This window comes from Phaeobacter sp. S60, assembly GCF_000826845.1.
Taxonomy (GTDB): Bacteria; Pseudomonadota; Alphaproteobacteria; order Rhodobacterales; family Rhodobacteraceae; genus Phaeobacter; species Phaeobacter piscinae.
Window position 1 is genome coordinate 251756 of the sequence record NZ_JSWJ01000012.1, and the last position, 14103, is coordinate 265858.

General features: G+C 61.4%; 15 protein-coding genes. 4 read left to right on the forward strand and 11 right to left on the reverse strand.

Going from position 1 to position 14103, the window contains the following annotated elements; translation table 11 throughout:
• Nucleotides 1–121: 121 nt before the first annotated feature.
• Complete coding sequence (locus tag OO25_RS13145) at nt 122–889, reverse strand: tRNA1(Val) (adenine(37)-N6)-methyltransferase (RefSeq protein WP_040180618.1); 768 nt, start codon at nt 887–889, stop codon at nt 122–124.
• Nucleotides 889–1101: a DUF2007 domain-containing protein gene (locus tag OO25_RS13150; RefSeq protein ID WP_024098507.1), complete on the reverse strand. Its 213-nt coding sequence runs from the start codon at nt 1099–1101 to the stop codon at nt 889–891. The genes OO25_RS13145 and OO25_RS13150 overlap by 1 nt, the downstream gene beginning before the upstream one ends.
• A gap of 57 nt (nt 1102–1158) precedes the next feature.
• Here OO25_RS13150 and OO25_RS13155 point away from each other — a divergent pair, with 57 nt between their 5' ends.
• Entirely contained in the window at nt 1159–2157 is a 999-nt protein-coding gene (locus OO25_RS13155) for a polyprenyl synthetase family protein (RefSeq protein WP_040171280.1), read from the forward strand.
• A 74-nt stretch (nt 2158–2231) separates the two neighbouring features.
• On the opposite strand, the gene OO25_RS13160 is transcribed toward OO25_RS13155, so the two are convergent.
• From OO25_RS13160 to soxR, 4 genes are all read right to left on the reverse strand, one after another.
• Nucleotides 2232–3068: a 4-(cytidine 5'-diphospho)-2-C-methyl-D-erythritol kinase gene (locus OO25_RS13160; RefSeq protein ID WP_040180620.1), complete on the reverse strand. Its 837-nt coding sequence runs from the start codon at nt 3066–3068 to the stop codon at nt 2232–2234.
• Nucleotides 3058–4806: a tetratricopeptide repeat protein gene (locus OO25_RS13165; RefSeq protein WP_040180621.1), complete on the reverse strand. Its 1749-nt coding sequence runs from the start codon at nt 4804–4806 to the stop codon at nt 3058–3060. Before OO25_RS13165 ends, OO25_RS13160 begins: the two co-directional genes overlap by 11 nt.
• A 140-nt stretch (nt 4807–4946) precedes the next feature.
• Complete coding sequence (locus tag OO25_RS13170; protein ID WP_040171285.1) at nt 4947–6596, reverse strand: electron transfer flavoprotein-ubiquinone oxidoreductase; 1650 nt, start codon at nt 6594–6596, stop codon at nt 4947–4949.
• A 157-nt stretch (nt 6597–6753) separates the two neighbouring features.
• The gene (soxR, locus tag OO25_RS13175; protein WP_040171288.1) at nt 6754–7248 is read right to left on the reverse strand and encodes a redox-sensitive transcriptional activator SoxR; all 495 of its coding nucleotides are present in this window, start codon (nt 7246–7248) and stop codon (nt 6754–6756) included.
• A gap of 148 nt (nt 7249–7396) precedes the next feature.
• On the opposite strand from soxR, the gene OO25_RS13180 reads away from it, so the two are divergent.
• The 3 genes from OO25_RS13180 (at nt 7397) to OO25_RS13190 (ending at nt 9909) form a co-directional block, all read left to right on the forward strand.
• Complete coding sequence (locus tag OO25_RS13180; protein WP_040180624.1) at nt 7397–7780, forward strand: VOC family protein; 384 nt, start codon at nt 7397–7399, stop codon at nt 7778–7780.
• 530 nt (nt 7781–8310) lie between these two features.
• A complete protein-coding gene (gene greA / locus OO25_RS13185; RefSeq protein ID WP_024098515.1) occupies nt 8311–8781 on the forward strand; it encodes a transcription elongation factor GreA in 471 nt (156 codons plus the stop codon).
• A 108-nt stretch (nt 8782–8889) separates the two neighbouring features.
• Nucleotides 8890–9909 (forward strand): hypothetical protein, encoded by a 1020-nt coding sequence (locus OO25_RS13190; protein ID WP_040180625.1) that lies wholly within the window; start codon nt 8890–8892, stop codon nt 9907–9909.
• An 11-nt stretch (nt 9910–9920) separates the two neighbouring features.
• Here OO25_RS13190 and glp read toward each other — a convergent pair whose 3' ends face one another.
• From glp to OO25_RS13215, 5 genes are all read right to left on the reverse strand, one after another.
• Nucleotides 9921–11177, reverse strand: coding sequence for a gephyrin-like molybdotransferase Glp (glp, locus tag OO25_RS13195; RefSeq protein WP_040180627.1), 1257 nt, complete (start codon nt 11175–11177; stop codon nt 9921–9923).
• A complete protein-coding gene (locus tag OO25_RS13200; protein ID WP_040180629.1) occupies nt 11174–11986 on the reverse strand; it encodes a hypothetical protein in 813 nt (270 codons plus the stop codon). The genes glp and OO25_RS13200 overlap by 4 nt, the downstream gene beginning before the upstream one ends.
• On the reverse strand, nt 11983–12474 hold the full coding sequence (gene mobB, locus OO25_RS13205) for a molybdopterin-guanine dinucleotide biosynthesis protein B (RefSeq protein WP_040171301.1): 492 nt from the start codon (nt 12472–12474) through the stop codon (nt 11983–11985). Before mobB ends, OO25_RS13200 begins: the two co-directional genes overlap by 4 nt.
• Nucleotides 12471–13112 (reverse strand): molybdenum cofactor guanylyltransferase MobA, encoded by a 642-nt coding sequence (gene mobA, locus OO25_RS13210; RefSeq protein WP_040180631.1) that lies wholly within the window; start codon nt 13110–13112, stop codon nt 12471–12473. The genes mobB and mobA overlap by 4 nt, the downstream gene beginning before the upstream one ends.
• Nucleotides 13113–13174: 62 nt before the next feature.
• A complete protein-coding gene (locus tag OO25_RS13215) occupies nt 13175–14077 on the reverse strand; it encodes a formate dehydrogenase accessory sulfurtransferase FdhD (protein ID WP_040180633.1) in 903 nt (300 codons plus the stop codon).
• Nucleotides 14078–14103 lie beyond the last annotated feature (26 nt).

A 14103-nucleotide genomic window follows, 5' to 3' on the forward strand; every position in this document is an offset into this window, starting at 1 on the left:
GAGTGGAACACAAGAATATTGCCCTGTCACGCTGCAGAAGCATATATTTTGTCATGAAACCGTCATTTCGGCAGGGACCCGCCTAATGAGGCCCGGATTTTTCACGAATCATCCGGAAATTTCAGCGGGGCCAGGGCAGCGCACATCCGTCCCGAAGGACCGCCCGGATATCCGGCCGGTAGCTCTCCGCATCACACAGATGCGCCTCACCATCATGCAGGATCAGTGGCGCATGTAGCTTGAAACCCGCGCGTCCGCCCTTGCGCGCGCGCAGCAGAACAAGCTCAGCGCTCCGGCCCACACGGGCGGCCAATGGCAGAACCTCAAGCGATCCCAAACGTCCCAGACAGGCCCCCAGCATTTCCGGCAGGCGATCGGCCCGCTGGATCATATGAAGATACCCTTTGTGAGAGAGACGCCGCGCAGCCGTGTCGAACCAGACGTTCAATTCGGTTGCGCCACCCAGCGCAATTTGCCGCCCGACATCCTGCGCGGGGCTGTGCGCGCCTGCGCGGTAATAGGGCGGGTTGGCGATCACCTGGTCAAATTGCTGCTGCCGCAGATCCATCGGCAACTCTGCCAGATCCGCTTCAACCACGGTCATATCGACAGAGTTCAGCGCGGCATTGCGTCGCGCCAGATCCGCATAGTCGGCTTGCAGCTCCACGCCGGTCAGCTTCAGGTCCGGCACCCGTGCCGCCAGACACAGCAGGCCCGGCCCACCACCGCAACCCAGCTCCAGCACCCGGTCACCAGGGCGTGCAGGGACAGCCGCAGCCAGCAACACCGGGTCCACGCCGGCACGATATCCCTGTTTTGGCTGCAACAGCTGCACTTCCCCCCCCAGGAAGGCATCCTGACTAAGCGCCGCGTCGTCAAAGCCGGGCATCAGCGCAACGGAATATCATTGTCGCGCATCACGCGCTCGGCAGCGGCATGATCATCGCTGCGCACCATCAGCCTGCGGGGGAAGATTCCGATGCCGCCTTCAAGGATGCTCATATTTACGTCCATTTGAAAGCAGTCTATATCCTCACCCTCAAGAAGGGCGGTGGCAAAGGCCATAATGGTTGGGTCGGTGCTGCGCAAAAGTTCCTTCATAGGGATGGATCTAAGGGCAAGGCCCGCGCCTTGTCGAGCCTTGCAAGCGGGAAAACAATGAATCAAATCCTGACGCAAAAGCCGCATGATATGCTGGCCGCGACACTCAGCGACGAAATGGCAGCGGTGAATACGCTGATCCAGACCCGGATGGCGTCCAAACACGCCCCGCGCATTCCAGAAGTGACGGCCCATCTGGTTGAGGCCGGCGGCAAACGTCTGCGCCCGATGCTGACGCTCGCAGCAGCGCGCCTCTGTGGTTACAGCGGCGACAACCATGTGAAACTGGCAGCCACTGTGGAGTTCATCCACACTGCCACCTTGCTGCATGACGATGTAGTGGACGAAAGCGGCCAGCGCCGCGGTCGCCCGACGGCAAACCTCCTCTGGGACAACAAAAGTTCCGTCTTGGTCGGCGACTACCTGTTTGCCCGCAGCTTTCAGTTGATGGTGGAAACGGGATCGCTGCGGGTTCTCGACATCCTCGCCAATGCTTCTGCCACCATCGCCGAAGGTGAAGTCCTGCAAATGACCGCTGCCAGTGATCTGGCCACGGACGAGGACATCTACCTTCAGGTTGTGCGGGGCAAAACCGCGGCATTGTTCTCAGCAGCTACGCAGGCTGGTGGTGTTGTCGCAGGCGCGCCTGAGCCGCAGGTTGATGCCCTCTTTGCCTATGGTGACGCCCTCGGAATCGCCTTTCAGATCGCAGATGATCTTTTGGACTATCAAGGTGATAGCGCCGCGACGGGCAAGAACGTCGGTGATGATTTCCGCGAACGCAAGCTGACCCTGCCCGTGATCAAGGCCGTGGCGCAGGCCACCGCAGAGGAGCGTGCATTCTGGGTCCGGACTATTGAGAAAGGGCGCCAGGACGAGGGCGATTTGGATCACGCACTGGCGCTGATGGACAAATACGACACCCTGACCGCAACTCGCCGCGACGCCATGGACTGGGTGGCAAAAGCGCAGGATGCATTGACCGCGCTGCCCGATGACCCAATCCGCCAGATGCTGCATGATCTGGCCGATTACGTGGTGGCCCGGCTCGCCTGATATCGCAAAAATAAAGTGGTGATTTCGCCAAAACGAAGCCAGCGCCCATGCGCTGGCTTTTCGGTATCAGGGCCTCAGGCCAGCAAACGCCCCGCGCGCACCCACCACGCAGGATGCACCACCCGCAAATGGTCTGCGGCGGCCTGCGCCTCTGCCTCTGTTGGGTAGAGACCATAGCAGGTCGCGCCCGAACCAGACATGGCGTGATACAGGGGCGCCGTCTCAGACAACGCTTTCAGAACCTCTCCAATCACCGGCTCCAATCGGATCGCTGGCGGCTGAAGGTCGTTGCGCTGTGTCTTGAGCCATACCGCCAAATTCCCAACTGTGTCCCAGGTCGGCAGTTCGGCAGGCATGGCAGGGTTGTCCCGTTTGCCCATCGCGCGGAAAATCGCAGGCGTGGCAACAGACACGCCCGGATTGATGAGCACAATCGCGCAGTCTGGCAGCGGCGGCAGACCGTCCAGCCGCTCACCGATCCCGCGCATCCGCTGCGTGCCCGGCGACATGCAGACCGGCACATCGGCACCCAGCGGCAGAACATCCTGCGTACCCGGCATGGGCAGCCCCCACAGTTCCGCAAGTGCCCGAAGAGTCGCCGCCGCATCAGAGGACCCACCGCCAATACCAGATGCGGGCGGCAGGTTTTTCTCCAGTGACAGCGCAGCACCCCGCGCAGGATCCATCAACGCTGCGGCCTTCATCATCAGATTGCTGGCATCCACCGGCACGCCTGCTGCCATCGGCCCGGTCACCTGCAGCGATCGCTGATCCGACACAGCAACCGTGATCCGGTCACCGATATCAGCAAAAACCACCAGCGAATCAAGGAGGTGATAGCCATCTGCGCGCTGGCCAGTCACATGCAGGGTCAGATTTATCTTGGCCGGGGCAAAGGCCTCAACCGTCATGGGCAACCTTCAACGGCGCTGCACCCTCTTCCGCAAGCACAGCATCCAGCCCGGCGTCCAGTTTGCGGCGAATACGCTCTGGGTCGGCCTCGCTGTCAGTGTCCTCCGGGTCGATGAAGGACAGCGCCCGCTTCCACTGGAATTCAGCCTCACGGGCCCGACCAACGGCCCAGTAAACATCGCCAAGATGATCATTCACCACCGGATCCACCGGCATCAGCTCAACGGCAGTCTCCATATGGCCAACCGCCTCTTCATAGCGCCCCAGTCGATAAAGGACCCAACCAAGGCTATCGACGATATAGCCCGCATCAGGCCGTGCTGCGACAGCGCGCTCGATCATCGAGAGGGCCTCATCCAGTTTGATCTGCTTTTCCACCAGCGAATAGCCAAGATAATTCAGCACCTGGGGTTGATCGGGGCGAATATCCAAGGCCGCGCGGAAATCGGCCTCCGCCTGCTCCCAGTTCTTCAGCCGCTCGTGACAGATTCCGCGGGCATAGAGCAGGAACCAGCGCCCCTCGACGCTCTCACCCAGTAGATCCAGCGCGGTATCATAGGCGGCGACCGCGCCGCTATAATCTTCCTGCTGGCGCAGAAGGTCACCCAGATTGGTATGAACCGGCACCTCATTTGGGAAATCACGCGCCAACTGCTGCAACACCTCTGCGGCAGCATCCGGCTTGGCTGCACGACGCAGGGCCTCAGCCCGGCCCAGTTCAGCCGCGTGGTAATCGGGATGATCGCGTGGCACCTGTTTGTAGAGATCAATCGACAGCGTATAGCGGCCCAATTGGTCAAACAACTCAGCTGCCAGCAGCAGCGCATCCACGTGATCTTCACGCAGCGCCGCGGCGACGCGTGCATACATCAGCACATAATCATCCGCCATCTCACCATTGAGTGCAGCACCCATGGTGAAAAACACTTCGGCAATGCCCTGTTGCGGTGTGGCGGCCAGCGCGTACGGCAGGGTTTCACCGTCTTTCAGCCGCGTTGACATGGCCGCCAGGCCCGGATCCAGCTGTCCACTGAAAGCCTCGGAAAGAACCTCCAGCGCCTGCTCGTTGCGGCCCAGCTGAGACAGGATCTCAAGCCGCGCAATCACCGCCCGGCGTGAGGTATTGGTCAGCTGCCCCTCATCGGCGGTAAAGAGCGCCTCCGCCCCTTCATAATCGCCAACGGATGCTAGCGCCAAGGCGCGGTGATAGCGCGCAAAGAGGCCCAGCCCCTCTTTCTCACCCAGTTGGTCAAACTGCGCCAGCGCATCACTCACCGATCCAGCCCCTAGATGCGCCCAGCCCAACAGCAGCCCATCCACCAGAGCGTTGATTTCATATTGTCCGTCTTGCTGCGAGGTCACGCGCTCAATGATGGTCTGGTAGTCCTCGGCCATCACCAGACTCGCGGTCATGACGATATTGGCAACCTGACTGCGCGCGCCCATTTCGGACAGGCGTTTCGCAACCGGCGCTGCCCCCTTGACGTCGCCCAGCGCCAGCCGCGCAAAGACCACATGCTCCATCAGCAGCGGGTTCTGCGGATCGCGCACCAACGCCCGATTGTAATAATCTGCCGAGGCCTGAAAATCGCTATCCAATGTCGCCGCCCGCGCCGCCAGATACGCCCCGGCAAGCCCATCTGCATGCGCCGCATCGGCCTGCAAAACCATAGGCAGGGTGGTCGTCGCGGCAAGGGCGGCCGCACATGTCAGGCTGCGAAAGAATCGGACGGGCACGGGGGGCCTCCTCTTTGGTGACTGGTCAATATCTGCCTCGCCACAAAGCGTAGAGCGCCACCCCTTAACACGCAATGGGGCAGCCCGCAGGCTGCCCCTATTATTCCGGCAAATACCCGCCGAAACCGCTCGCGACACGATCACATGTTCGGGTAGTTCGGCCCGTCACCGCCCTGAGGCGTGGTCCAGGTGATGTTCTGACTCGGATCCTTGATATCGCAGGTCTTGCAGTGAACGCAGTTCTGGAAGTTCACGACAAACTCCGGTTTGCCATCCTTTTCGACCACCTCATAGACACCGGCCGGACAGTAGCGCTGCGCAGGTTCAGCGAATTTGGGCAGGTTAACACTGATCGGCGTGTCCAGATTGCCGAGACGCAGATGACACGGCTGGCTTTCCTCGTGGTTGGTCGCCGCAAAGGCCACGTTGGTCAGACGATCAAAGGACAGCACGCCATCGGGCTTGGGGTAGTCGATCGGCTTGTGTTTGGAGGCTTCTTCGGTCGCCTCGGCGTCGTTCTTGTCGTGGCCAAGGGTGCCAAACAGCGACACGCCCAGAATATTGTTGGTCCACATATCCAGACCACCGAGCATCAGCGACGCGGTGAGGCCCCACTTGGACCACATCGGTTTCACGTTGCGCACCATCTTCAGGTCTTTGCCAATGGCACCGTCGCGCACGCTGACCTCATAGTCGGCCAGCTCATCGCCCGAACGCTCAGCCTTGATCGCGTCGAAGGCCGCTTCGGCGGCGGCTTTGCCCGACAACATGGCGTTGTGGTTACCCTTGATGCGCGGCACGTTCACCATACCGGCAGAGCAGCCCAGCAGAGCCACACCGGGCGCGACCAGCTTCGGCATCGACTGATAGCCACCTTCGGTGATCGCACGGGCGCCATAGGCGACGCGCTTCCCCCCTTTCAGCAGCTCAGCCACCATCGGGTGATGCTTGAAGCGCTGGAATTCCATGTAGGGATACAGATGCGGGTTCTTGTAGTTCAGGTGGACTACAAAACCGACGTAAACCTGATTGTTGTCGAGATGATAGATGAAGGAGCCACCACCCGCGTTGGAGCCCAGCGGCCAGCCCATGGTGTGGGTGACAGAGCCCTCTTTGTGCTTGGCGGGATCAATCTCCCAGATCTCTTTCATGCCAACGCCGTATTTCTGCGGCTCTTTGTCATCAGAGAGGCCGTATTTGGCGATCACTTCCTTGGACAGCGACCCGCGCACACCTTCGGACAGGAACACGTATTTACCGTGCAGTTCCATCCCCGGTTCGGTGTTGGGACCATAGGAGCCATCCGCTTCCAGACCAAAGACACCGGCAACCACGCCTTTGACTTCGCCGTTGTCGCCGTAAACCAGCTCGGAGCACGCCATGCCCGGGAAAATCTCGACGCCCAGCTCTTCGGCCTGCTCTGCCATCCAGCGGCAGACGTTGCCCATGGAGACGATGTAGTTGCCGTGGTTGTTCATCAGCGGCGGCATCGGGAAGTTGGGGATGCGGATCTGACCCGCCTCACCCAGCATGTAAAAATTGTCGTCCTTGACCGGCACGTTCAGCGGCGCGCCTTTGTCCTTCCAGTCAGGGATCAGCGCATCCAGACCGCACGGGTCCAGCACCGCACCGGACAGGATATGCGCACCCACTTCGGAGCCTTTTTCCAGCACCACGACCTGCAGGTCGCTGTCCAGTTGCTTCAGTCGGATCGCCGCAGACAGACCAGCCGGGCCTGCCCCAACGATCACAACGTCGTATTCCATCGCTTCACGTTCAATCTCGGCCATTGCGGGCTCCTTGGCTGTAGGTCTGGGCCATCCCGTGCGGGTGGCGTATCCTTGGCGTAATTTTGTTTCGCGGTTGCTTAGCGGGTGGCAGAGGCACTGGTCAATCCAAACTCTACGTTACACTGCTGTAGAACCCTCAAATGCGACAATTCGAGCGTCAGTTTTCGTCATTTGGAAGAGTATTCCCGTCGTTCACCGTCTCTGAGGGCTTATCCCCCATCAGATAGCGCGGTCCCTGCCCTTTGGCAGCGGCCGCGTCATCGGGATTATACAGCTTGCAGGTGGGCAACGACAGGCAACCGCAACCGATGCAGCCGTCCAGATTATCGCGCAAACGCTCCAGCGTTTCGATTCGGGCATCCAGATGGCTGCGAAAAGCGGCGGACAGATTGGTCCAGTCAGCCTTGGTCGGGGTCCGCCCGCCCGGCAGGCTTTTCAGAAAGTCGCGGATCTCCGGCAGTGTGAAGCCGAACTTCTGCGCAATCATAATGAAACTCAACCGCCGCAGATCCGCCCGGTGAAACCGCCGCTGTCCGCCCGTGTTGCGCCAAGGCTCAACCAGCCCCTGTGCCTCATAGTAGCGGATTGCCGATACCGCCAGGCCTGTGCGTTCCGCCAGATAGCCGATGGTCAACCCGTGAGATGCAGCCATGAAATACTCCCTACCAGTCCCTGAGATTCCGTCGCGTCTCAGCCTGCGGACTGAGAAAAATCGCAAAACATCAAAAAAATGCTTGAGCTAAAGTTAGGTTTAGAAATTACGACTCAATCAGGCAAGAGAAAACACAAAGGAGCCTGACATGACCGTACGTCTTGAACACGCAAACATCACCGTGTCCTCTCCCGAGAGCACTGCCGCCTGGATGCAGGATGTTTTTGGCTGGCACATTCGCTGGCAGGGGGAGGCCATCAGCGGCGGCTACAGCCTGCACGTGGGCGAGGCTGACAGCTATCTGGCGCTGTACTGCCCCCCGGAACCCCTGGCCGAGGCCCCGACCAGCTACGCCATCAATGGGGGGCTCAACCATATCGCCGTTGTTGTCGACGATTTGGACGCCGTCGAAACACGGGTCCGCGCGGCTGGCTTCACCCCGGGCGAACATCACGACTATGAACCGGGTCGCAGGTTCTATTTCCGAGACCGGGACAATATCGAATTCGAGGTGGTACAATATGATGCTTGATCTTCTCTGGCACAGCAGCCACCCGCGCGCGGTATTACCCACCCAGCCGCGGCACCCGGCCCCGACGATATTGTCACAGCAGCGCGCGACGACACGCCAGCTGCAACGGATCCGACGCTCTTCCCCGATCAGCCGCCTGATCAGCTTGCTGCAACGGCTGGATCTCCGGCCACGGGTGCCCCGCCACAGCATCACAGGCAGAACATCCAGCCTACCGGAGGTTCTCTGACCGCACCAAGACGCTGCCGCGGTGAAGACAAAACCGGGCCGAAGTCGGCCGACACATTGCAAGTTTCTCGCCGACCCTCTCTCCGGGGGCGTCTAAAAAAGCGGAGTTTTCCGCCTGTTGGCATGAAATCGCTGTGGACAGGCAACCCCGCCCTCTTGCATTCGGCGGCAGGATTGGGTCAGGTAAATGCGACACAACCGGTTTGTCCCGCTGTCAGTTCGGCAGTGGGACAACCGGTTTTCCTATAGACGCGAACCGCCACGCCTGGTGGCCAAACCTGACACGATATCTGGACACAGACATGGAAAAGATCCCGATGACCCCCACGGGTCACGCCGCCCTCGAAACTGAGTTGAAGACCCTGAAATCGGTGGAACGTCCGGCGATCATCAAGGCCATCGCCGAAGCCCGCGAGCTGGGCGACCTGTCGGAGAACGCCGAATACCATTCCGCGCGCGAAAAACAGTCCTTCATCGAAGGCCGCATCAAAGAGCTGGAGGGCATCCTGTCGCTGGCCGATGTGATCAACCCGGCCAAACTTTCCGGTGCGATCAAGTTCGGCGCCAAGGTCACCGTCGTCGACGAAGACACTGACGAAGAGAAGACCTGGCAGATCGTCGGCGAACATGAGGCCAATATCGAAGCCGGTCTTTTGAACATCAAATCCCCCATCGCCCGTGCCCTGATCGGCAAGGAAGAAGGCGACAGCGTCGAAGTCCGCACTCCCGGTGGGGACCGCGCCTATGAGATCCTCAAGATCATCTACGCCTAACTCACTGCAACGGCGTGGCGCGCCATGCAGGCGCCCCGCCCACCCCACCCAGCCGCCGCACCCTGCGGCATATGCCAACCCAGTACACCCCTGTTTCCGAGCAACAGTATGACCCGTTCCAGTTCCCCAGCCGCAACGCCGCCCACCAGCGCCCTTGATGCGCCACCGGAACGACCAGTCTTTGGCCTGATCGAGGCCGCAGCACTCGGGCTCAGCGCCCTGTGGTTTTTGGCGGTGGTTGCGATCTTTGTATTGGGTGGCACAGCAGACGCGCCAGCAGCGGGATGGCCGGATATTCTGCTGCGCATCGTCGCGGTGATCCTGCCGGTTCTGCTGATCTGGGTGGGCGCCATCGCCTTGCGATCAGCGCAGGTGATGCGGGATGAATCACAACGGCTCCACGCGGCCATCGACGGGATGCGCAACGCCTATATTGCCCATGCCCAGCAGGCGGCCTCGGTTGCCGAACCTTCGGTGACGCGCAAGCTGGATGAAATCGCCGCCGCGACCCGCAAGACGGAAACCGCCCTCGCCACCTTCCACACCAGCCGCCGTGACCGGCCGATGCCGGGGATCTCCACCACCGCCGCAGCAGGGGGCGAGGTGACCGATCAGGGGCTTCTGGCACTTGGCACCCCCGCCGAGGATCTGGCCACTCCGCTGCCCTCCACCCAGTTGATCCGCGCGCTGAACTTTCCGGAAACCGCAGAGGATGAGGAAGGCTTTGCCGCGCTGCGTCTGGCCCTGCAGGATCGTAAGGCTGCACAGGTTATTCAGGCCGCGCAGGATGTGCTGACCCTGCTCAGCCAGGATGGCATCTACATGGACGATCTGCGCCCCGATATGGCGCGTCCTGAAATCTGGCGTCAGTTTGCCCAAGGCACCCGTGGCCGCGCCGTGGCCGCCCTTGGCGGGGTCCGCGACCGCAGTTCCCTTGCCCTGACCTCCGCCCGGATGAAGCAGGATCCGATCTTTCGCGATGCGGCCCATCACTTCCTGCGCCGCTTTGATCAGATGCTGGCCGAGTTCGAGGAAGAGGCAAGCGATACGGATATTTCATCGCTGGGCGAAACCCGCACCGCCCGCGCTTTCATGCTGTTGGGCCGCGTGGCTGGCACCTTTGACTAACACCGCGCGGGCTACAGGCCGAAACTTGCATAGGGTATGAAACGCACCGGGTCACCGGGTTGGATCGTGGCCGCACCATCCGCCAATTCAACCAGCCCTTCCGCCCAGCTGAGGGAGCTGACCCGTCCTGACCCTTCGGATTTGAACACCTCGACCTCGCCACCCCGCACGCGGGCACGCAGGTATTCCCGCCGCCCCGGCTTCTTCCGCTTCTGAAAGGCGGCAGGCAGATCAAAGCCCTGAGGCTCCAACCAGCGCGCACCCGCCATCAGCCCCATGGCCGGACGCGCAAAAATCAATGTGCAGACCATCGCCGCAACTGGATTTCCCGGCAAACCAAACACCGGCACCCCCTGCCACAGCCCCAGCGCCAGCGGGCGGCCCGGCTTCAAGGCAATCCGCCATTGCTGCATCGCCCCGCTTTCGCGCAGCAATGCCGACATATGATCCTCATCCCCCGCAGACGCCCCGCCGCTGGTCAAGATCACATCGACCTGTGTCGCCGCGCGATCCAGGCAGTTGCGCAACGCCGCGCGATCATCGGGCGCTTTCCCCAGATCCACAGCAACGAAACCCATCCGGGTCAGCAAGCCCAACAACATCGGACGATTGGCGTCATAAATCTGACCCGCCGCCGCAGGCTCCCCCGGTTCCACCAGCTCATCGCCGGTAGAGAGAACACCCACCCGCAGCAGCTGCCGCACTGGCAGTTCAGACACGCCCGTCGCCGAGGCCAGCGCCAGATCCGCAGGTGTGATCACCCGCCCCTTGGACAGGATCAGATCACCAGCAGCCGCATCCTCGCCCGCCTTGCGGGTATTGGCGCCCGTCTTCAGCGGCCCATGAAAGGCGATCTCGGCGCCCTCCCGGCTGACATCCTCCTCAAGGATCACGGTATCCACACCAGACGGCAGCGCCGCGCCAGTCAGGATACGAATGGCCTGCCCGGCGGCGACCTCCCCCTCATAGGCCAACCCGGCAGCGGCCCGCCCGTCAGTGAGCGGCAGCACCTGCGGCCCATCTCCTATCGGGCCGGCAAACCCGTAACCATCCACGGCGGTATTCGCCTGCGGCGGGTTGCTGCGGGCTGCAAACACGTCCTCAGCCAGCACCCGGCCAAGGCTTGCGGCCAGCGATACACTCTCAACCGCAGTCACCGCAGTCAGGTTCTGTCGCAGATGCTCCAGCGCGACATCCACCGGCGTCCAATCCACCCCGGCGGGCAGAGCAAAGCAGTCATTGCGCAAGGGCGGCGGGGCAAGGGTCATATTTGATCTACTCCCAGGATCCAGCCCTCTTCGGGCGCGGTAACGGTCAACAGCCGCTGTAATTCTGCCACGGGTAGGCCCGCAAGTTCCAGCGCCACCTTATGGACCTGCCAGGCATCCTTGATCCAATGATCCGGTCCCGGGCCAGCCAGCAGTGTCGGCCAGATTTCAACCAGCGCCACCGGTTTGTCCAGCGGTTCGAACGGCCAGACTGCAACCTGTCCAGCAAAGCGGCGGCGCAGGCGCTGCAAAACCGGCAGCCCCATCATCACCTGACTGCCAACCGCTCCGGCACCGGCCATCTGCCAGCAGGTGAAACTGCCCTTGGCGTGTTGCTCAACCGCGCGGCGCTCGCGAAACGGATTGCGGTAGTTGTCTTTCTTGCGTGGCAACCCCGCAATATCGCGGCTGAGGCCATTGGCCCAGAACGGCCCCAAACCACCAAACTGTCGATTGATGCTTCCGGCGAGATCAAACCGGTTGTTATCATCGGGCGCATCCTCGATGCGCGCCTCGAACCAGTGCCAGAGGGCAAGCGGATCATCCGATCCGGTCATCGCCCTGCAAAATCCCGCCGGGTAGCCAAGGGGAAAATCAAACCCAAGCATCAATCTGCGCCCAGCTGTCAGTTCGCCCTCGATCAGATCGGTCAACCAATCCTCTGCCAGTCGGCGATTGCGCAGATAAACAGGATCATCTGCGGCACCGTCACGACGGACGCAGGCCCAGATCGCATCTTTGCACGGCGTTGCACCACGGTCCTTGCCGCCCGACCAGTCCACCATGGCAAAGCTCTGCCACGGGATCACAGGGCAATCTCGCCCGCGATGAAATCCGCAATCGCGGCTGTATCGTCCAGATCAAACACTGGCCGGTCGAGATGAAGCGGAACATCGCTGGCAACAGCACGGATCGTTGCGTCCTCGGGCGCAATAAGTGGCTGGCCCGCTGCCGTGCGATAGGCTTCGATCTTCGGATGGGTCTCACGTTTGAACCCTTCGACCAGCACCAGATCAACGGGACGCAACCTGGACAACAGCTCAACAAAACTCGGCTCATCCGCTCCGCGCAGCTCCTGCATAATTGCAACCCGGTTTGGCGAAGCAAGGATCACCTCAGCCGCCCCCGCCGTCCGGTGACGATAGCTGTCGGTGCCTGGCTGATCCACATCCGTGCTGTGATGGGCGTGTTTTAACGTCGAAACACTGTGGCCGCGCCGACAGAACTCAGCGACCAATCGCTCCATCAATCCGGTCTTGCCGCAGTTTTTCCAGCCCGTGACACCGTAGATCTTCATCGCAGCAATGCCTCCGCCTGCGCCAGATCGTCCGGTGTATTGACGTTGAAAAACGGATCAAAAGGCTCGGCTTCAAACAGGGCTTCGCGCCCCTGGTGCTGATCGGTCCAAAGCACCACCTTGCGCAGACCACCCTGCAAGGCCGCACGCAGGTCATCGCGCAGGGCCACTGGCCAGAGGCCAAAGGTCGGATGTCGGTTTACCCGGCGGCGCCCACCGGATTTCAACTCTTCTCCAGTGCGTGGCGTTGTCGCCAGCACCAACGGATGCACCTGCCCGGCGGCGCTTTCGCTCAGGCGCGCGACGAGATCCTGCGGGAAAAAAGGCGTATCGGCCGCGACGGTCACGATGCTGTCAGCCCCCTGTTCGGCGGCCCAGTCCAGTCCCGCCAGCACCCCGGCAAGCGGCCCGGCAAACCCATCGATACTATCCGCAATCACCGGCAGCCCCAGGTCGTCGAAACGCGCAGGCTCCCCATTGGCATTCAAAGCCACCTGCTCCACCTGCGGCGACAGGCGATCAATTACGTGACGGATCAGGCTGCACCCACCAACCTGCAGGCGTCCCTTGTCACCGCCGCCCATGCGGGTCGCGAGACCTCCTGCGAGGATGATGCCCAACGGTCCGTTTTGTCTCATGACATCTCCTCTTTGCGCGCGAATTGACCTGCCTTCAAAAGCAGAGCCCACATGCAAGGCACCTATCGCTCCGAACTTTTGCGCCGATGCGCCTTTGCCTCTGCGGGCACATTGGCCGGATCCATATCCCGGATCAGCCGCGCCTCCCCGGACAGACAGATAAACCGCTGCCCACGCATCCGGCCGATGAGTGTCAGGCCCAACTCCTGTGCGATCTCCACCCCCCAGGCGGTGAAGCCGGATCGCGACACCAGCACCGGGATCCCCATCATCGCGGTCTTGATCACCATCTCTGAGGTCAGCCGCCCGGTGGTGTAGAGGATCTTGTCGGACACCTCTGCGTCCGTGCTCTGGATCCAGCCCGCAATCTTGTCCACGGCGTTATGCCGTCCGACATCCTCCATATAGACCAGCGGGCGGTCTTCTTGGCACAGCACTGTGCCGTGAATGGCGCCGGCCTCAAGATAGAGCGAGGGCGTGCGATTGATCTTATGGGCCAGCGCATAAAGCCAGGAGCTGCGCACGGGCGTCTGAGGCAGCACGACCCCCTCAAGCCCTTCCATCATATCACCAAACACCGTGCCCACGGCGCAGCCGGATGTGCGGGTCTTCTTCTGCAGCTTGTCTTCATAGGAGGTTTCAACCGCGGTTCGAACCACCACCGTCTCCAGCTCTTCGTCATAGTCGATGGCGGTAATCTCATCACCGGGGTGCAACATGCCCTGATTGCGCAGAAAGCCGAGCGCCAGATACTCAGGATAGTCCCCAATGGTCATCGCCGTCACGATTTCCTGACGGTTGAGGTAGATCGTTAGCGGTCGTTCCTCCACCACCGAGATTTCTGTTGCCGTGCCGGTGTGGTCGATCCCCTGAACCGCCCGCGCCAGCCGCGCATCAGTCGGCGCAGGGGCGATCACATATTCGGCCAATACCGACGCCAGATCAGAGCCTTCTTCAGCCATCATCAATTGCAAACCTCCGCCACCAGGCT

Coding starts and splice junctions, on each gene's coding strand:
- OO25_RS13160 (WP_040180620.1), bottom strand. CDS start 3,068: ATGACGGTTGAGGCCTTTGCCCCGGCCAAGATAAATCTGACCCTGCAT.
- OO25_RS13180 (WP_040180624.1), top strand. CDS start 7,397: ATGACCGTACGTCTTGAACACGCAAACATCACCGTGTCCTCTCCCGAG.
- greA (WP_024098515.1), top strand. CDS start 8,311: ATGGAAAAGATCCCGATGACCCCCACGGGTCACGCCGCCCTCGAAACT.
- OO25_RS13215 (WP_040180633.1), bottom strand. CDS start 14,077: ATGATGGCTGAAGAAGGCTCTGATCTGGCGTCGGTATTGGCCGAATAT.
- OO25_RS13145 (WP_040180618.1), bottom strand. CDS start 889: ATGCCCGGCTTTGACGACGCGGCGCTTAGTCAGGATGCCTTCCTGGGG.
- mobA (WP_040180631.1), bottom strand. CDS start 13,112: ATGAGACAAAACGGACCGTTGGGCATCATCCTCGCAGGAGGTCTCGCG.
- glp (WP_040180627.1), bottom strand. CDS start 11,177: ATGACCCTTGCCCCGCCGCCCTTGCGCAATGACTGCTTTGCTCTGCCC.
- OO25_RS13170 (WP_040171285.1), bottom strand. CDS start 6,596: ATGGCCGAGATTGAACGTGAAGCGATGGAATACGACGTTGTGATCGTT.
- OO25_RS13155 (WP_040171280.1), top strand. CDS start 1,159: ATGAATCAAATCCTGACGCAAAAGCCGCATGATATGCTGGCCGCGACA.
- OO25_RS13150 (WP_024098507.1), bottom strand. CDS start 1,101: ATGAAGGAACTTTTGCGCAGCACCGACCCAACCATTATGGCCTTTGCC.
- mobB (WP_040171301.1), bottom strand. CDS start 12,474: ATGAAGATCTACGGTGTCACGGGCTGGAAAAACTGCGGCAAGACCGGA.
- OO25_RS13190 (WP_040180625.1), top strand. CDS start 8,890: ATGACCCGTTCCAGTTCCCCAGCCGCAACGCCGCCCACCAGCGCCCTT.
- soxR (WP_040171288.1), bottom strand. CDS start 7,248: ATGGCTGCATCTCACGGGTTGACCATCGGCTATCTGGCGGAACGCACA.